Annotated in this window: 31 protein-coding genes (1 of these 31 cut by a window edge); 27 read left to right on the top strand and 4 right to left on the bottom strand. The window is 45.4% G+C overall.

Going from position 1 to position 15,650, the window contains the following annotated elements:
* Both CB4_RS01005 and CB4_RS01000 read left to right on the top strand, forming a co-directional pair.
* Positions 1 to 782, top strand: partial view of an SPFH domain-containing protein gene (locus CB4_RS01005; RefSeq protein ID WP_096463191.1) — the 3' portion only. The gene continues 58 nt to the left of window position 1, outside the view; the window shows 782 of its 840 coding nt (coding positions 59-840); its start codon lies beyond the left edge, outside the window; it ends in the stop codon at positions 780 to 782.
* Between the two features lie 3 nt (positions 783 to 785).
* Complete coding sequence (locus tag CB4_RS01000; RefSeq protein ID WP_096463190.1) at positions 786 to 977, top strand: type II toxin-antitoxin system antitoxin; 192 nt, start codon at positions 786 to 788, stop codon at positions 975 to 977.
* A 1-nt stretch (position 978) separates the two neighbouring features.
* Here the strand turns inward: CB4_RS01000 and kapB are convergent, their stop codons facing one another.
* Positions 979 to 1,371 carry a kinase-associated lipoprotein KapB gene (gene kapB / locus CB4_RS00995; protein ID WP_172890743.1) on the bottom strand — a complete coding sequence of 131 codons (393 nt, stop codon included), beginning with the start codon at positions 1,369 to 1,371 and terminating at the stop codon, positions 979 to 981.
* Positions 1,372 to 1,530: 159 nt separating this feature from the next.
* On the opposite strand from kapB, the gene CB4_RS00990 reads away from it, so the two are divergent.
* Genes CB4_RS00990 through CB4_RS00980 form a run of 3 tightly spaced genes read left to right on the top strand, consistent with a single transcriptional unit; the run spans position 1,531 to position 3,464 of the window.
* Complete coding sequence (locus CB4_RS00990) at positions 1,531 to 1,947, top strand: bacteriohemerythrin (protein ID WP_096463188.1); 417 nt, start codon at positions 1,531 to 1,533, stop codon at positions 1,945 to 1,947.
* Positions 1,948 to 1,970: 23 nt separating this feature from the next.
* Positions 1,971 to 2,390, top strand: a complete 420-nt coding sequence (locus CB4_RS00985; RefSeq protein WP_096463187.1) for a bacteriohemerythrin — start codon at positions 1,971 to 1,973, stop codon at positions 2,388 to 2,390.
* Between the two features lie 27 nt (positions 2,391 to 2,417).
* Entirely contained in the window at positions 2,418 to 3,464 is a 1,047-nt protein-coding gene (locus CB4_RS00980; protein WP_096463186.1) for an HD-GYP domain-containing protein, read from the top strand.
* 52 nt (positions 3,465 to 3,516) lie between these two features.
* Here the strand turns inward: CB4_RS00980 and CB4_RS21225 are convergent, their stop codons facing one another.
* Complete coding sequence (locus tag CB4_RS21225) at positions 3,517 to 3,669, bottom strand: hypothetical protein (RefSeq protein WP_172890741.1); 153 nt, start codon at positions 3,667 to 3,669, stop codon at positions 3,517 to 3,519.
* A 22-nt stretch (positions 3,670 to 3,691) separates the two neighbouring features.
* The gene (locus tag CB4_RS00975; protein ID WP_096463185.1) at positions 3,692 to 4,039 is read right to left on the bottom strand and encodes a hypothetical protein; all 348 of its coding nucleotides are present in this window, start codon (positions 4,037 to 4,039) and stop codon (positions 3,692 to 3,694) included.
* Positions 4,040 to 4,197: 158 nt separating this feature from the next.
* On the opposite strand from CB4_RS00975, the gene CB4_RS00970 reads away from it, so the two are divergent.
* Both CB4_RS00970 and CB4_RS00965 read left to right on the top strand, forming a co-directional pair.
* Positions 4,198 to 4,584 carry a hypothetical protein gene (locus CB4_RS00970; protein WP_146226661.1) on the top strand — a complete coding sequence of 129 codons (387 nt, stop codon included), beginning with the start codon at positions 4,198 to 4,200 and terminating at the stop codon, positions 4,582 to 4,584.
* A gap of 340 nt (positions 4,585 to 4,924) precedes the next feature.
* Positions 4,925 to 6,253 (top strand): globin-coupled sensor protein, encoded by a 1,329-nt coding sequence (locus tag CB4_RS00965; protein ID WP_172890739.1) that lies wholly within the window; start codon positions 4,925 to 4,927, stop codon positions 6,251 to 6,253.
* A 65-nt stretch (positions 6,254 to 6,318) separates the two neighbouring features.
* Here the strand turns inward: CB4_RS00965 and CB4_RS20775 are convergent, their stop codons facing one another.
* Positions 6,319 to 6,468 carry a hypothetical protein gene (locus CB4_RS20775; protein WP_157737757.1) on the bottom strand — a complete coding sequence of 50 codons (150 nt, stop codon included), beginning with the start codon at positions 6,466 to 6,468 and terminating at the stop codon, positions 6,319 to 6,321.
* A 355-nt stretch (positions 6,469 to 6,823) separates the two neighbouring features.
* Between CB4_RS20775 and rpsJ the strand changes: the two genes are divergently transcribed.
* From rpsJ to rpmD, 20 genes are all read left to right on the top strand, one after another.
* Complete coding sequence (gene rpsJ / locus CB4_RS00960) at positions 6,824 to 7,132, top strand: 30S ribosomal protein S10 (protein WP_040305031.1); 309 nt, start codon at positions 6,824 to 6,826, stop codon at positions 7,130 to 7,132.
* Positions 7,133 to 7,190: 58 nt separating this feature from the next.
* The gene (gene rplC / locus CB4_RS00955) at positions 7,191 to 7,823 is read left to right on the top strand and encodes a 50S ribosomal protein L3 (RefSeq protein ID WP_096463182.1); all 633 of its coding nucleotides are present in this window, start codon (positions 7,191 to 7,193) and stop codon (positions 7,821 to 7,823) included.
* A 20-nt stretch (positions 7,824 to 7,843) separates the two neighbouring features.
* Positions 7,844 to 8,467 carry a 50S ribosomal protein L4 gene (gene rplD, locus CB4_RS00950; RefSeq protein ID WP_096463181.1) on the top strand — a complete coding sequence of 208 codons (624 nt, stop codon included), beginning with the start codon at positions 7,844 to 7,846 and terminating at the stop codon, positions 8,465 to 8,467.
* Positions 8,467 to 8,757 carry a 50S ribosomal protein L23 gene (rplW, locus tag CB4_RS00945; RefSeq protein ID WP_096463180.1) on the top strand — a complete coding sequence of 97 codons (291 nt, stop codon included), beginning with the start codon at positions 8,467 to 8,469 and terminating at the stop codon, positions 8,755 to 8,757. The genes rplD and rplW overlap by 1 nt, the downstream gene beginning before the upstream one ends.
* A gap of 32 nt (positions 8,758 to 8,789) precedes the next feature.
* On the top strand, positions 8,790 to 9,620 hold the full coding sequence (gene rplB, locus CB4_RS00940; protein ID WP_096463179.1) for a 50S ribosomal protein L2: 831 nt from the start codon (positions 8,790 to 8,792) through the stop codon (positions 9,618 to 9,620).
* 57 nt (positions 9,621 to 9,677) lie between these two features.
* On the top strand, positions 9,678 to 9,956 hold the full coding sequence (rpsS, locus tag CB4_RS00935; RefSeq protein WP_096463178.1) for a 30S ribosomal protein S19: 279 nt from the start codon (positions 9,678 to 9,680) through the stop codon (positions 9,954 to 9,956).
* Positions 9,957 to 9,993: 37 nt separating this feature from the next.
* A complete protein-coding gene (gene rplV, locus CB4_RS00930; RefSeq protein ID WP_096463177.1) occupies positions 9,994 to 10,326 on the top strand; it encodes a 50S ribosomal protein L22 in 333 nt (110 codons plus the stop codon).
* A gap of 13 nt (positions 10,327 to 10,339) precedes the next feature.
* Positions 10,340 to 11,002: a 30S ribosomal protein S3 gene (gene rpsC / locus CB4_RS00925; RefSeq protein WP_096463176.1), complete on the top strand. Its 663-nt coding sequence runs from the start codon at positions 10,340 to 10,342 to the stop codon at positions 11,000 to 11,002.
* 2 nt (positions 11,003 to 11,004) lie between these two features.
* The gene (rplP, locus tag CB4_RS00920) at positions 11,005 to 11,439 is read left to right on the top strand and encodes a 50S ribosomal protein L16 (RefSeq protein WP_096463175.1); all 435 of its coding nucleotides are present in this window, start codon (positions 11,005 to 11,007) and stop codon (positions 11,437 to 11,439) included.
* Positions 11,429 to 11,626: a 50S ribosomal protein L29 gene (rpmC, locus tag CB4_RS00915; protein WP_096463174.1), complete on the top strand. Its 198-nt coding sequence runs from the start codon at positions 11,429 to 11,431 to the stop codon at positions 11,624 to 11,626. Before rplP ends, rpmC begins: the two co-directional genes overlap by 11 nt.
* Before the next feature lie 25 nt (positions 11,627 to 11,651).
* Entirely contained in the window at positions 11,652 to 11,918 is a 267-nt protein-coding gene (gene rpsQ, locus CB4_RS00910; protein WP_096463173.1) for a 30S ribosomal protein S17, read from the top strand.
* A gap of 43 nt (positions 11,919 to 11,961) precedes the next feature.
* Positions 11,962 to 12,330, top strand: coding sequence for a 50S ribosomal protein L14 (gene rplN, locus CB4_RS00905; protein WP_096463172.1), 369 nt, complete (start codon positions 11,962 to 11,964; stop codon positions 12,328 to 12,330).
* A 63-nt stretch (positions 12,331 to 12,393) separates the two neighbouring features.
* On the top strand, positions 12,394 to 12,702 hold the full coding sequence (gene rplX, locus CB4_RS00900) for a 50S ribosomal protein L24 (RefSeq protein WP_096467575.1): 309 nt from the start codon (positions 12,394 to 12,396) through the stop codon (positions 12,700 to 12,702).
* Between the two features lie 28 nt (positions 12,703 to 12,730).
* Positions 12,731 to 13,273 (top strand): 50S ribosomal protein L5, encoded by a 543-nt coding sequence (gene rplE / locus CB4_RS00895; protein WP_096463171.1) that lies wholly within the window; start codon positions 12,731 to 12,733, stop codon positions 13,271 to 13,273.
* 32 nt (positions 13,274 to 13,305) lie between these two features.
* A complete protein-coding gene (locus CB4_RS00890) occupies positions 13,306 to 13,491 on the top strand; it encodes a type Z 30S ribosomal protein S14 (RefSeq protein WP_096463170.1) in 186 nt (61 codons plus the stop codon).
* Between the two features lie 29 nt (positions 13,492 to 13,520).
* Entirely contained in the window at positions 13,521 to 13,919 is a 399-nt protein-coding gene (gene rpsH / locus CB4_RS00885; RefSeq protein WP_096463169.1) for a 30S ribosomal protein S8, read from the top strand.
* A 30-nt stretch (positions 13,920 to 13,949) separates the two neighbouring features.
* A complete protein-coding gene (gene rplF / locus CB4_RS00880; RefSeq protein WP_096463168.1) occupies positions 13,950 to 14,489 on the top strand; it encodes a 50S ribosomal protein L6 in 540 nt (179 codons plus the stop codon).
* A gap of 36 nt (positions 14,490 to 14,525) precedes the next feature.
* Positions 14,526 to 14,894 (top strand): 50S ribosomal protein L18, encoded by a 369-nt coding sequence (rplR, locus tag CB4_RS00875; protein WP_096463167.1) that lies wholly within the window; start codon positions 14,526 to 14,528, stop codon positions 14,892 to 14,894.
* A 38-nt stretch (positions 14,895 to 14,932) separates the two neighbouring features.
* Positions 14,933 to 15,430 carry a 30S ribosomal protein S5 gene (gene rpsE / locus CB4_RS00870; RefSeq protein ID WP_096463166.1) on the top strand — a complete coding sequence of 166 codons (498 nt, stop codon included), beginning with the start codon at positions 14,933 to 14,935 and terminating at the stop codon, positions 15,428 to 15,430.
* A gap of 14 nt (positions 15,431 to 15,444) precedes the next feature.
* Positions 15,445 to 15,630, top strand: a complete 186-nt coding sequence (gene rpmD / locus CB4_RS00865) for a 50S ribosomal protein L30 (RefSeq protein ID WP_096463165.1) — start codon at positions 15,445 to 15,447, stop codon at positions 15,628 to 15,630.
* Positions 15,631 to 15,650: the final 20 nt, after the last annotated feature.

The raw sequence follows: 15,650 nt of genomic DNA, 5'->3' as shown, positions 1-15,650 counted from the left end.
TCATCGGGTTGGGAGGTGCCTATGTATTGGTGCTCATGCAGAATCCGTTTGGTTTGATTCTGCTTATTGGTGCGATTCTTCTTGCAAGCGGCATCGTAATTGTACAGCCGAACCAGGCGAAGGCGGTTATTTTCTTTGGACGTTATTTGGGCACGATTTCAAATAATGGGATGTGGCTGACTGTACCATTTACAGTGCGTCGTTCTGTGTCGCTTAAGGTGCGTAATTTTAACAGTGCACGTTTGAAAGTAAATGACGTGGAAGGAAATCCGATTGAAATTGCAGCAGTTGTAGTTTTTAAAGTAGTAGACTCGGCTAAAGCGCTGTTTGATGTAGACAATTACGAGACATTCGTTGAGATTCAAAGTGAGACCGCGCTTCGTTATGTAGCAAGCCGTTATCCGTATGATCACGCACATGGAGAAGGATACAGCCTGCGCGGTAACAGCGAAGAAATTGCGGAAGAACTCGTGCGTGAGTTACAGTCCCGGCTCACAGTAGCAGGGGTTGAAGTAATGGAAGCCAGACTGACGCACTTAGCGTATGCAACAGAGATTGCAAGTGCGATGCTGCAGCGCCAGCAGGCTAGTGCCATCATCTCTGCCCGTCAGCAGATTGTGGAGGGTGCAGTTGGAATGGTGCAGTTAGCCATTGCTCAGCTCGAGCAGGATGGTTTTGTACTTGATGAAGAGCGCAAGGCAGCGATGATTAACAATCTCTTGGTTGCCATTGTGTCTGAACGTTCTGCCCAGCCTGTTATTAATTCTGGTTCTCTCTACTAAGCAGTGGCGGAGAAAAAACGATTTCTTCTTCGACTCGATCCAAAATTGTATGAGGCACTGGAAGGCTGGGCGGCCGATGAATTCAGAAGTGTAAACACACACATTGAGTTTTTGCTGCGGGAAGCCGTACGCAAATCAGGCCGCCTGTCTGCACGAAAAGCAGACAGGCGGCCTGATGAAGAAGAGATGGAATGAATTACAGAGTACGGTATTCATTCTGAAGGGCATGCAGTTCAGAGAGAGCGCGTTTTGCCCATTCGGAGTCATCATTTTGCAGCGTGTGGATTTCTGCATCCAGTGCTGCTAAGAGAGATTCCTTATAGCCCGGCACTTCGCCGGTATGTAGACGAACAGAAGCAAGTGGAGCGGATGCCTTCTCCTGATACGAGAGCGCCCGGCGTTGGTGAAAGAGCGGCACATCTGTGGCAAACGGATGGTGCAGATCTCCCTGCGCCGGGTGTTTTTGTACGGCCAGAATTTTGACGACAGCCACACGTGGCGGATAAAGTTCAACAATTTCTCCGATATACTCCCCTGATTTATAGGAAGCTGTAACAAGTGTGCCGGGTGTAAGTGTTATATCAGGCATGTAACCAATCTCCTTTTTTCTTATTATCATAGCATGCCCATTCCACTCAAAATAAGAAGTTTAAATTTTCAAAATAAATTGTGATTATTTTCTCATAATTTAGTATAATCGTAGTAAAATTAAGGAAAAAACATCGCATCATACGAAGGGGGAAGTAGGATGGAGATTCAATGGAGTTCCGATCTAGAAACTGGCATTGGCATTGTTGATGATCAGCATCGTGAATTATTTGATCGAATCATCGAGTTTTTCCGGGTAGCTGATCAGAATGACACAGTCCTTACGCTGCAGACGGTGGACTATCTAGCTGAGTATGTAATTGAGCATTTTAGTGCCGAAGAGGGAATTATGATTAAAGATTCATATCCTGGTTTTGCCTCACACAGAGACGAGCATTCCAAGTTCATTAAGAATGTATACCAGATAAAGCGTAAGATCGCAGTGGGTGGTGTTACACCTGAACTTGTAGCCACGCTAAAAACTGATCTGGTGGACTGGCTTGTGAATCACATCAATGTCCGGGATAAACACTTGGCTACCATCCATCAGAAAGAAGTATCCCGCTATAGATGGTGATCACTGCATAAGGGGGAGAAGAAATGAGTGAAGAAATTACAAAAGTAGAATTCACAGATGATCTATACACCGGAATCGAATTTGTGGATGATCAGCATCGTCAATTGATTGACCGCATTAATATGCTGCTAGACGCCATTCAGCAGAATGATGAAGAGTTTATTGAAGATACAGTTGGCTATGTTTTGCAGTACACGTTATTTCATTTTAAAAGCGAAGAAAATGTTATGATGCGCTCCTTGTATGAGGAGTTTGAGATGCATCGTGATCAGCACTCGATCTTTATCAAGAAGATGTTCGCGCTGAAAATGGAAATTGAAGAAAGTGGGATTACACAAGCGCTTGTTCAGACACTGAAAAAAGAGCTGTTGGAGTGGTTGATTATGCATATTCAGGTGCAGGACAAGAAACTGGCTTCTATTGAGATGGAAGCCCATCTGTAATTTCTATAAAGAAAGGCAGGGAGCCACATGGATCGGGTTCCAGTTCGTGAGCTTCGTCCGGGCATGGTGGTCAAGGAAGATGTGACCTGTCCACGGACGAAAATGGTGCTTGTAAAAGCGGGAGTAACGCTGAATGAAGTAGTAATTTCATCACTTGAGAAGCGCTCCATTCTATCTGTTGCGATCAACGACCGCTACACTTTGATGTTGAATCCTATTGATTCTTTGAAGCAGAAGCTTTTGCAGATGAGTGAAGAAAGGCTGGCGCTTTATGCTCCGGACGACCGAGGAGCCAATCTGAGTGACCAGGTGTATGATGTGGCCGCACGTGTGCGTCCGATGATGCATCAGGTGCTGAATAATGAGGACTTGCTTTCGCTTTTGATGGAACTTCGTGTACTCGATAATGACTCCTTCTACAACCACATCGTCAATTCAGGCGTGCTGTCTATGCTTGTTGGTGGATTGATGAATCTTTCTGATGAAGACGTGTACTGTATTGGGATGGGTGCATTCCTACATGATGTAGGGCTGCGGGAGATGCCGTTTTTAATTGGTGGCAAGGAACTGAGCAGCTATGAGAAAGCACAGTTTGCGGAACACTCCCGCTACGGCTATTACATTCTTAAAGAAATGGGAATGCCGGGTTCAGTAGCGGATATGGTGTTGAATCATCATGAGCGCTGGGATGGAAGTGGCTATCCATCTGCGAAAAAGGGGGAAGAAATTCCGCTGTCTAGCCGGATTGTAGCGGTAGTAGAGGAGTACGATACGTTGGTAAACATGAACGGAAAACTTCCACGTGAAGCACTTGGAATTCTGATGGAAGGAAAGAACAAGTACTTTGATGGAAGTGTAGTCGACGTATTTTGTAAGCATATTGCTGTATATCCGCTCGGATCGCTTGTTTCCCTTTCAACCGGAGAGACGGGTGTAGTTATTAACGTCCGGAAAAACAGTGGTGTAACTCCGATTGTAAAAGTATATTTTAACCGGGTTAACCGACCAATGAAGCAGCCGAAGATTGTGGATCTGGCTGAAGAAAAAGAAATTCATATTAAGAAAATACTGTAATCAAACACTACCTGACAGCAAACATTCTCTGTCAGGTAGTATTTTTTACCCCTTATTCATTGTGATTCATGTCATCCTGGTGACGCCGGTCATTTACATCTTGTTGAATCTGTTTGGCATGGAAGCTCCCGGCTTTCACTTGATTCAGATCTTTTACGACATTTTGCAGATTCTTATCAACACCAGGGTTATGATTTTTGGTCATTAGGTGTGTCCTCCATTCTGCTTTAGTGTGGATGAGTAGTCGGATGTAGCGTCTGTGCACACTCATGAATGTGCCGCATATAGGTACCTGACAGATCTTCAATGTCCGGACTCGGCTTTGAAATGGCATAGCCGTCTCTCTGCATTTCGATCAGACGTACTTGAACCTCGCGTGGGTCCATGTAGCGGCATTCATAATCAAATGAATAGTTTGAGTGTCCGGCTGTATGAACATGAATCAGAAGGGACTGTGGGTTACGTGTATCAGCCGTTACTTCCACCCGGTCTGTCGGATGGAAAGTAGAGGGGAGCGTTTGCTGCCATGCCTGTACAAGCTGCTCCTGATTAATGGGTAACTGTGAGAGTTTCATGTGCTAACACCTCCGTTTTCTTCTGTTAGCCTGTGGAGGACGAGAGCGTTTTATACCAGCTGTTGAACAAGAATAAATTTGGGAAGGAGCTGCTGCTATGTTTTTCACACGAATTTCTCCTGATTTTGTACAGAAGCGGGTTCGGCCATTTCGGGAAAATGATCGACATCGCAAACGTAGTCGGCTTCATTAATAATATTGCGGCCCAGACGACAGCATCGGTCTCCCGGGTGAATGAGACGATTAGCCGGATGCAGCAAGAGACGGAGGAAGTGGAGTGTGGAACGAAGGTTGTGATGTGCCAGCTGAATGTGCAGTTGAAGCAATCCAATCAAGCAATTGAGGCGTTGGAGAAGCCGCATCGAAAAATGCATGACCTGGCTTTTGCTATCTATAGGGCTTCAGTAGATGGTAAGTCGAAGGAAGCGCGGGAGATGCTTCGGGAGCTGGAACGCTGCTCAGGAGAAGTCGTGCAGCAACTCAGGCGGCTGGCATCTGATATTAGTAACACAGAAATTGAACTGATGGGCATGGAGCGATTGTAGCGGGTTGTTCATACTACGGTGATGATATGAAGATTTCGAACGAGAAGGAGAAATCACGATGGCCCACAAGGAAAAGGTCCGTATTCAGATTCCTGTACGATGCGCTGCTTTGTGGACGCTTTGGTCTCATGTATATCAATATATAAAGAGGCGACTTTATTGATGGAGAGGGCGGATTATCCGCCCTCAAAATGCCATATATCATCATAGGATTTTTATCCGTAAAAGTATAATTTAACCATCTTTTTGTGTAGGGTTATGATAAAATGTGATTATTACCTCTTTAATAAAGAAGGCAATGTACATAGATAAGGGAAGACTAAAGGGGGAGAAAAGAAATATGCACAGTACGACAAAAGAACAAATTCTGGATGACTACCACGAACTGGTTAAGAGTGGACGACCTAATGTGTTTCAACATATGACTGAAGTGGAGCTTGAAAAGCGCAAAGAATTTCTCAATCTTACACCCAAGCGCTTAAAATTGTTAGCCGAAAGTAAAGGGTTCATGGAGGATGTGGCAGACGAATTAATTGAGATTTTTTATGATAAGTTGATGAATACAGATGAGCTGAAAGGTATCATTCAAGAGCATACAACAGTAGATCGACTTGGCAAGACGTTTAAAATGTACTGTGGCTCTCTCGCAACGGATCAGGTGGATATGGAATATGTAAACTATCGCATGAAGATTGGCAACGTGCACAATCGAGTGCGGCTTCTGCCGAGCTGGTACATTGCGGCTAATCAACTGATCATGGAATTTTTTATCCGCAAAATTATGGAGAAATATGCGGCGCGTGATCTCGAACGCGGTATTGAACTGGTTACAGCCATCTCAGCTCTTATAAATCTGGATACACAGATTATCATGGAGTCGTATATTGCTATCTACATTAAAGACCGCATGCGCGTACAAGAAGAGATCAAGCAGGTACAGCATAAACTTGTTGGGTCTGGTGAGATGCTAGCGGCAACGGCTCAGCAGACGAGTTCTTCTGCCAGTGAGATGTTCTATGCCACAGAAAAAGTATACAACGATGCACAGAATGTAGAAGAAAGCTCAGAAAATATTATGAAGCATGCGACAGCTGGAGAACGCATCATTGACCAGACGTTCGATACGATGGAGCAGATCGAGAACTTCTTCGAATCGGTTCAGCAGAAGATTGCCAAGCTGAGTGACAGCTCCAACCAGATTGAATCAATCATTGAATTTATTCAGAAAATTTCCAAGATGACCAACATCCTCGCACTCAACGCAGCGATTGAAGCATCACGGGCCGGGGGAGAGCACGGACGCAGCTTTATGGTTGTAGCGAATGAAGTCAAGAAGCTTGCGGATGATACAAGCAAGGCGCTCACAGAAATTTCTGATCTTGTGCAGATCTCGCAGGCGGATGTACAAGATGTTGTAAATTCCCTGCAAGGTACGACAAGCCTGGTGGAAGCAGGAACAAGTCATGCTTCCGAAGCAAGATCAAGCTTCCAAGACATTTTGAAGGCGATTTCAGCGTCGCTTGCAAGCATTAAACAGGTGACAAGTGATATTAAAAATCTGGAGACGGTGTCAGAAGAGATGCGGGATGCAGCAAGTAATGTAGCGGGGATGGCAGCTGAGCTGGCTGAGTTAAGCCGTGAAATTAACCGTCGGATCAACCAGGCATAAAGCTACATATAAAGAAAGCAAAAAGAGAAAGGGACTGATCCCCTTTCTCTTTTTGCTTTTTCATTTTAGTTGTTTGTAATACCGGTATCTTTGTGATTGACCTCATCCTGTTCAATCTCATCAGCTACATTGACCATAGCCGGTGTTTTTTCCATCTCATTAATAAGTGTGTGAACATCATGGATTTCCTGTTTCTTCTTATTCTTCTGTGCCATGGTGATTATATCCCTCCGTCTTCACTAAGATGTACATGCTTAACGTATGTAGATCGGATATTTTTATACCGAAGCTGGTCAGATCTGGCGTAAAAAAAGTTAAAATACTCACCTTGCAATTTTTGAAGGGATAGGATAGAATGTTCAAGGTCTGGGTTATCAAATAAAAAAATAATCTAGATGTAGAAAAAGCTTGCATTCACTGGGTGCTTTTGATATACTTTTGAATGTTGGTTTGTAGACGCGATGACGCGGGAGGTTGCTGACACACCAGGCTCCGATGCCATGGCCGGTTGTCAGGTTTTTTCGCTGAGAATGTCTATTTATCAAAATAGGCGACAAAGGAGGGACTACAATGGCAAAGCAAAAAATTCGTATCCGCTTGAAAGCATACGATCACAGAATTCTTGATCAGTCCGCAGAAAAGATTGTTGATACTGCAAAGCGCTCAGGTGCAGAAGTTTCTGGCCCGATCCCGCTTCCGACAGAACGTAACGTCTTCACGATTCTTCGTGCGGTGCACAAATATAAGGATTCCCGTGAGCAATTCGAAATGCGTACACACAAGCGTCTGATCGATATTGTGAACCCAACACCGCAAACAGTTGATTCGCTTATGCGTCTTGACCTGCCATCAGGTGTTGACATTGAAATCAAGCTGTAAGCTGAATGCAATGAACGAAAACATATATTAACTGATTACTTAATAGGAGGTGGCTATCATGACCAAAGGAATCTTAGGTAAAAAGGTTGGAATGACTCAAGTTTTCACTCCAGAAGGCATTGTTATTCCGGTAACTGTTATCGAAGCAGGTCCGTGTGTTGTTCTTCAGAAGAAAGATGCAACAACTGACGGATACGAAGCGATCCAAATCGGCTTTGCTGATAAGAAAGCAGTTCGTACAAACAAACCGGAACAAGGCCATGCAGCGAAAGCTAACACAACGCCTAAGCGCTTCGTTCGTGAACTTCGTAATGTAGACCTCGGTCAATACGAAGTAGGTCAAGAGATTAAAGCTGATATTTTTGCAGAGGGAGACATCGTTGACGTAACCGGTACTTCAAAAGGTAAAGGTTTCGCTGGTTCGATCAAACGTCACGGTCAATCTCGCGGACCGATGGCTCACGGTTCCCGTTACCATCGTCGTCCTGGTTCAATGGGCTCAATCGCTGCTAACCGCGTACTGAAAGGCAAAGCATTGCCAGGACGTATGGGTGGCGAGCAGATCACAGTTCAGAACCTTGAGATCGTTTCAATCGATACAGAACGTAACCTGCTGTTAGTGAAAGGTGCAATTCCAGGCCCGAAAAACAGCTTCGTAACTGTAAAAAACGCTGTAAAAGGTAGCAACTAATTAAGAAAGGAGGACTCGCAATGCCTAAAGTAACACTTTTTAACCAAACTGGCGCTCAAGTAGGCGAAGTCGAACTGAACGATACAGTATTCGGAATCGAGCCGAACGAAGCGGTACTTGCTGATTATGTAATCATGCAGCAGGCTTCCCTTCGCGCTGGTACACACGCTGTGAAAAACCGCTCCGCTGTTCGCGGTGGTGGACGTAAACCGTGGAAACAAAAAGGAACAGGACGCGCTCGTCAGGGTAGTATCCGTTCTCCACAATGGGTTGGCGGTGGTGTAGTATTCGGACCGACTCCGCGTAGCTACTCTTACAAGCTCCCGAAAAAAGTTCGTCGTTTGGCTATCAAATCTGCACTGTCTTCTAAAGTGCAAAGCGATGAAGTTATTGTTCTTGACGCTCTGAACTTCGATGCACCGAAAACAAAAGAAATGGTTCAAGTGCTCGGAAGTCTGAACGCTTCGAAAAAAGTTCTTGTTGTAACAGGCGACTACAACGACAACGTTGCACTGTCTGCTCGCAACATTCCTGGTGTAAAATTTGTTTCTGCTAGCGGGATCAACGTTCTTGATGTTCTGCATCATGAAAAAATGATCATCACGCAAGATGCAGTGGCAAAAGTTGAGGAGGTGCTTGCATAATGAAAGATCCTCGTGATATTATCAAGCGCCCGGTCATTACCGAACGTACTGCTGACATGATGTCTAGCAACAAATACGTATTTGAAGTTGATTTACGTGCAAACAAAACAGAAATCAAAGATGCTGTTCAACGCATCTTCGACGTGAAAGTTCTGAACGTAAACACATTGCGTGTTAAAGGTAAACCGAAGCGCGTAGGTAAATATTTAGGTAAACGTTCTGACTGGAAAAAAGCAATCGTTCAATTAAGCGAAGATAGCAAAGCTCTCGAATTCTTCGAAGGCATTTAATATCTAAAGACAGAGCGAAGGAGGGAAAACAAATGGCAATTAAAAAGTACAAACCGACTTCTCCTGCTCGTCGTCAGATGACAGTATCCACTTTCGAAGAGATCACTACTTCGAAGCCGGAAAAATCCTTGCTTGCTCCGAAAAGCAAAAACGCTGGTCGTAACAACCAGGGTAAAATTACTGTTCGTCATCATGGTGGCGGTCATAAGCAGAAGTACCGTATCATTGACTTTAAACGTAACAAAGACGGCATCCCAGGTCGTGTAGCAACAATCGAATACGATCCGAACCGTTCGGCTAATATTGCTCTTATCAACTATGCAGATGGTGAGAAACGTTACATCTTGGCTCCACAAGGACTTCAAGTTGGCACGATTATCGAATCTGGCGTAGATGCAGATATCAAAGTAGGTAACGCACTGCCGCTTGAGAAAATTCCGGTAGGTACAGTTATCCACAACATCGAACTGAAAGCAGGCAAAGGTGGACAGCTGGTTCGTTCTGCTGGTACATCAGCTCAATTGCTCGGTCGCGATGGCGATTACGCAATCGTACGTCTCACTTCTGGTGAAACTCGTATGATCCGTAAAGAGTGCCGTGCTACAATCGGTGGCGTAGGTAATGGAGATCATGAACTGATCAACATCGGTAAAGCAGGTCGCTCTCGCTGGTTAGGCAAGCGTCCAACCGTTCGTGGTTCCGTAATGAACCCGAATGATCACCCACACGGTGGTGGTGAAGGTCGCGCTCCAATTGGTCGTAGCGGTCCACTCACTCCTTGGGGTAAACCGACGCTTGGTGCGAAAACTCGTAAGAAAAACAAGCACTCTAGCAAATACATTGTTCGTAGCCGCAAAAAATAATGGTATAACGGTGCGGTCATTTGAAACCGCACTTCTATCACGAAGGGAGGTTCGTTCATGGGACGCAGCTTAAAAAAAGGACCTTTTGTAGATGACCACCTCATGAAAAAGGTCGAAGAGCATAACGCGAAAGAAGACAAAAAGGTTATTAAAACTTGGTCTCGTCGCTCTACAATCTTCCCAGATTTCATTGGTCACACATTTGCAGTGTACGATGGTCGCAAGCATGTACCTGTATATGTAACCGAAGATATGGTCGGACATAAACTTGGAGAATTTGCTCCAACTCGTACCTTCAAAGGTCACGTAGACACTGACAAGAAGACGAGACGGTAATACTCGGACGTCAAGTTAAGAGAGGAGGTCACTCACTATGGAAGCAAAAGCGGTAGCACGTTATATCCGTATTGCACCTCGTAAAGTTCGTCTCGTTGTAGACCTGATTCGAGGCAAGCAAGTAGGTGAGGCTCTTGCAATCCTGAAGCACACTCCGAAGGCTGGTTCTCCAGTAATCGAGAAAGTGTTGCTCTCTGCTGTTGCGAATGCTGAGCATAACATGAATTTAGATGCGAACGACCTGGTCGTAAGCAAAGTATTTGTAGATGAAGGCCCGACGCTGAAGCGTTTCCGCCCACGTGCAATGGGTCGCGCAAGCCGAATCAATAAGCGTACTAGCCACATTACGGTTGTAGTATCTGAAAAATAAGGAGGGATAGCGAGTGGGTCAGAAAGTTAGCCCGATTGGACTTCGTGTAGGCGTTATTCGTGACTGGGAATCCAAATGGTTCGCAGACAAAGACTATGCTACTCTTCTTCACGAAGACTTGAAAGTCCGTCAATTCGTTAAGGACCAGCTGAAAGACGCTTCTGTTTCTACAGTAGAAATCGAGCGCGCAGCTAACCGTGTAAATGTTACAATTAACACTGCTAAGCCAGGCATGGTAATTGGTAAAGGCGGTAGCGAAGTTGAAAAACTGCGCAAAGCACTGTCTAGCCTGACAAGCAAGAAAGTTCACATCAACATCAACGAAATCAAAAATCCGGATATGGATGCAAACCTCGTAGCTCAGAGCATTGCTCGTCAGCTCGAAAACCGTATTTCTTTCCGTCGTGCACAAAAGCAGTCTCTGCAACGCACAATGCGTTCGGGTGCACAAGGTATTAAAACAATGGTAAGTGGCCGTCTTGGTGGCGCGGATATCGCTCGTTCTGAAGGATATAGCGAAGGTACAGTTCCGCTTCACACACTTCGTGCTGATATTGATTACGGTACTGCTGAAGCCGATACTACGTACGGAAAAATCGGCGTAAAAGTATGGATTTACCGTGGAGAAGTTCTTCCTCAGGCGAAGAAAAGAACTGAAGAGGAAGGAGGCAAATAATCATGTTGATTCCTAAGCGCGTAAAACACCGCAAACAACACCGCGGAAAAATGAGAGGGCAAGCCAAAGGCGGCACTCAAGTAGCTTTCGGTGAATACGGCCTGCAAGCTCTGGAAGCCTCCTGGATCACAAACCGTCAAATCGAATCTGCGCGTATTGCGATGACTCGTTACATCAAACGTGGCGGTAAAGTATGGATTAAAATTTTCCCGGATAAACCAGTTACTCAAAAGCCTCTCGAAGTCCGCATGGGTTCCGGTAAAGGTTCTGTTGAGAAATGGGTAGCAATCGTTAAACCGGGTAAGATTATGTTTGAGCTGGCTGGTGTTCCGGAAGAAACGGCACGCGAAGCAATGCGTCTGGCTATGCACAAACTTCCGGTGAAATGTAAGTTTGTAAAACGGGAAGAAGTGGGTGGTGACGCAAATGAAAGCTAATGAAATTCGCAACTTAACCACTGCCGAAATCGAACAAAAAGTTACTTCTATGAAAGAAGAGCTTTTCAACCTCCGTTTTCAATTAGCGACAGGTCAATTAGACAACACTGCACAGATTGGCCAGGTTCGTAAGGCTATCGCGCGTGCAAAAACCGTTCTCCGTGAACGTGAATTAGGCATTAGCTAATTAAATCAGGAGGGAGGCATATCACATGGCAGTAGAACGCAACGCACGTAAAGTTGTTCTTGGTAAAGTTGTTTCTGACAAAATGGATAAAACCATCGTTGTTCTTGTTGAAACATACAAAAAGCACCCGCTTTACGGAAAGCGCGTGAAATACTCCAAGAAGTTCAAAGCTCATGATGAGCAGAACACAGCGAAAATCGGTGATCTTGTAAAAATCATGGAAACTCGCCCGCTGTCTAAAGACAAGCGTTGGAGACTCGTTGAAGTGGTTGAGAAAGCCGTTATTATCTAGTATTTGACGAACGTTTAGTTACATCTGAAGGGAGGGACTCTCCGTGATCCAAACTCAAACTCGTTTACGTGTAGCCGACAACTCTGGCGCGAAAGAACTGATGTGCATTAAAGTTCTGGGTGGCTCTGGCCGTAAATTCGCTAATATCGGTGACGTTATTGTTTGCTCGGTGAAACAAGCAACACCAGGTGGCGTTGTTAAGAAAGGCGACGTAGTTAAAGCGGTAATCGTACGGACGAAAACTGGCGCTCGTCGTAAAGACGGCTCTTACATCCGCTTTGATGAAAACGCAGCTGTAATCGTCCGCGAAGACAAAGGCCCGCGCGGAACTCGTATCTTCGGACCAGTTGCCCGGGAACTTCGTGATAAAGACTTCATGAAGATCGTATCTCTGGCTCCTGAAGTACTGTAATTCCTGAAAAAAAGGCATTAAGTTGAATGACAAGGAGGTGCCGTCATGTCCGAACGCATTAAACTGCACGTGAAAACTGGTGATAACGTTGTTGTTATCAGCGGTAAAGATAAAGGAAAAAAAGGACGCGTTCTCGCTGCTTACCCAAAAACAGGCCGTGTGCTTGTTGAAGGTGTGAACATGGTGAAGAAACATACTCGTCCGAACCCGAACAATCCGCAAGGTGGCATCGTTACACAGGAAGCAGCAATTCACTCTTCCAACGTAATGATCGCAGATCCGAAAACAGGTGAACCGACTCGTATTGGTCACAAGATTGTAGACGGAAAGAAAGTTCGTATCGCGAAAAAATCTGGCGAAGTTATCGAATAGTAGTCAGGTCGGAAAGGAGGTCATTTGAATGGCTGCAAGAATGGTTGAGACATACAAAGAAAAAATCATGCCGGCGATGATGCAAAAATTCGGTTACAAATCCGTAATGCAGGCGCCTAAGCTTGATAAAATTGTTATCAATATGGGTCTCGGTGAGGCTGTTGCCAATCCGAAAATCCTCGACAGCGCGGTTCGTGAACTCGAATTAATCGCAGGTCAAAAACCGGTTGTCACTCGTGCAAAGAAATCAATCGCAGGCTTCCGTCTTCGTGAAGGTATGCCAATCGGTTGCAAAGTGACGCTACGCGGTGAGCGTATGTATCACTTCTTAGATAAACTGTTCAACATTTCTCTCCCGCGTGTTCGTGACTTCCGCGGTATCTCGTCGAAAGCTTTCGATGGTCGCGGTAACTACACACTCGGTCTGAAAGAACAGCTTCTCTTCCCGGAAATTGAGTACGATAAAGTTGATGCCATCCGTGGTATGGACATTGTTATCGTAACAACAGCAAATACGGACGAAGAAGCCCGTGAACTGTTAACACAACTCGGCGCTCCTTTCGTCAAGTAATCTCCGATTTTATTTGATAAGGAGGGAAACACGTGGCTAAAAAATCCATGATCGTGAAACAGCAACGTACGCCGAAGTTTAAAGTGCAAGGTTATACTCGTTGCGAACGTTGCGGACGTCCGCATTCAGTGTATCGCAAATTTAAACTTTGCCGGATTTGTATTCGCGACTTAGCATACCAGGGTCAACTACCTGGAGTTAAAAAAGCAAGCTGGTAATCCCTGAGAACGGGAAGGAGGTTAAACATATGGTAATGACAGATCCAATTGCAGATATGCTTACACGTATTCGCAATGCCAATATGGTGCGTCATGAGAAACTGGAAGTGCCTGCTTCCAAAATCAAGCGCGACATCGCTAACATTCTGAAAGAAGAAGGCTTTGTACGTGACGTTGAATATGTGGAAGATAACAAGCAGGGCATCCTCCGTATTTTTCTGAAGTACGGTACGGGCAATGAGCGCGTAATTAACGGTCTGAAACGCATCAGCAAACCAGGCCTGCGTGTATACGCAAAAAACAATGAGATTCCACGCGTTCTGGGCGGACTTGGAATCGCGGTTATCTCTACATCTAAAGGTGTTATGACTGATAAACAAGCTCGTCAACAGCAAGCGGGCGGCGAAGTATTAGCATACGTTTGGTAATACATTCGACAACGAACGGAGGTGTAACGAATGTCCCGTATTGGTAAAAAACCGGTTGTAATTCCAGCCGGCGTTGAAGTGACGCTCGACGGCGTGACCCTGACTGTCAAAGGACCGAAAGGCACACTGTCCCGTACACTTCACAGCGAAGTTATCGTAAAAGTTGAAGGCAACGCAATTAACGTTGAGCGTCCTTCTGACAATAAACTGCACCGTGCTCTGCATGGTACAACTCGTAGCGTCATCGCCAACATGGTAGAAGGTGTAACGAACGGATTCTCTAAAGCACTTGAACTCGTTGGTGTAGGTTACCGTGCAGCGAAAAGCGGCTCGAACCTGACTCTGAACGTGGGTTACTCTCATCCGGTTGAAATCACTCCGGAAGCAGGCATCGAATTCGAAGTGCCGGCTCAAACACAAATCATTGTCAAAGGTATCGACAAAGAGCGTGTAGGCCAAATCGCTTCTGAAATCCGTGCTGTCCGCAAACCAGAGCCTTACAAAGGTAAAGGTATTCGCTACCAAGGTGAGCGCGTACGTCGTAAAGAAGGTAAAACTGGTAAGAAGTAATCGCTAAGGCGATTGTAAGGAAAGGAGTGAAAGTACGTGATTACGAAACAGGATAAAAACAAAAGTCGCAAGAAAAGACATCTGCGTGTTCGTAAGAAAGTAAATGGCACAGCTCAAATGCCGCGCCTGAACGTATACCGTTCTTCGAACCACATCTACGCTCAACTGATTGATGACGTAGCAGGTGTAACACTCGCTGCTGCTTCTACTGTTGATCCGGAACTGAAAGGCCAACTCGGTCACGGTGGTAACCAGGAGTCTGCTGCAAAAGTCGGCGAACTCGTGGCAAAACGTGCAATCGAAAAAGGCGTGAAAGAAGTTGTATTTGACCGTGGTGGATATCTCTACCATGGACGTGTTAAAGCTCTTGCAGATGCTGCTCGTGAAGCTGGCCTGCAATTCTAATTATTTGATCGAAAATCCTTATATAAGGAGGGAACTTCATGCGTATTGACGCTTCCAACCTGGAGCTCGAAGAGAAAGTTGTCGCCATTAACCGCGTAGCAAAAGTTGTTAAAGGTGGCCGTCGCTTCAGCTTCAGCGCTCTAGTAGTCGTTGGCGATAAAAACGGACACGTTGGCACAGGTATGGGTAAAGCTCAAGAGGTGCCGGATGCAATCCGTAAAGCCATCGAAGATGCAAAGAAAAACCTGATTAAAGTTCCACTCGTAGGAACTACACTCCCACACGAAGTACACGGACGTTTTGGCGCAGGTCGCGTATTTATGAAACCTGCTTCAGAAGGTACTGGAGTTATCGCTGGTGGCCCGGTTCGTGCAGTGCTCGAACTTGCTGGTGTAGGCGATGTACTGAGTAAATCTCTGGGATCTAACAACCCGATCAACATGGTTAACGCAACACTTGAAGGCTTAAGCCGCCTGAAAACAGTTGATCAAGTTGCAAAGCTTCGCGGTAAGACTGCGGAAGAGCTTTTAGGTTAGGAGGAACTTAACTCATGGCGAAACTGCAAATTACTCTTAAACGCAGCCTGATTGGTCGCACGGAAAACCAGAAAGCTACTGTAGCTGCTCTCGGTCTTCGCAAAATCCACCAGACAGTTGTTAAAGAAGACAACGCTGCAATGCGCGGCATGGTGGAAAAAGTAAAGCACATGGTTGAAGTTAAAGAAATCGAAGCGTAATATATACTTTGCGATACAGA

This window comes from Aneurinibacillus soli, from assembly GCF_002355375.1.
GTDB classification, from domain to species: domain Bacteria; phylum Bacillota; class Bacilli; order Aneurinibacillales; family Aneurinibacillaceae; genus Aneurinibacillus; species Aneurinibacillus soli.
This window is presented reverse-complemented; position numbering and strand designations above follow the sequence as displayed.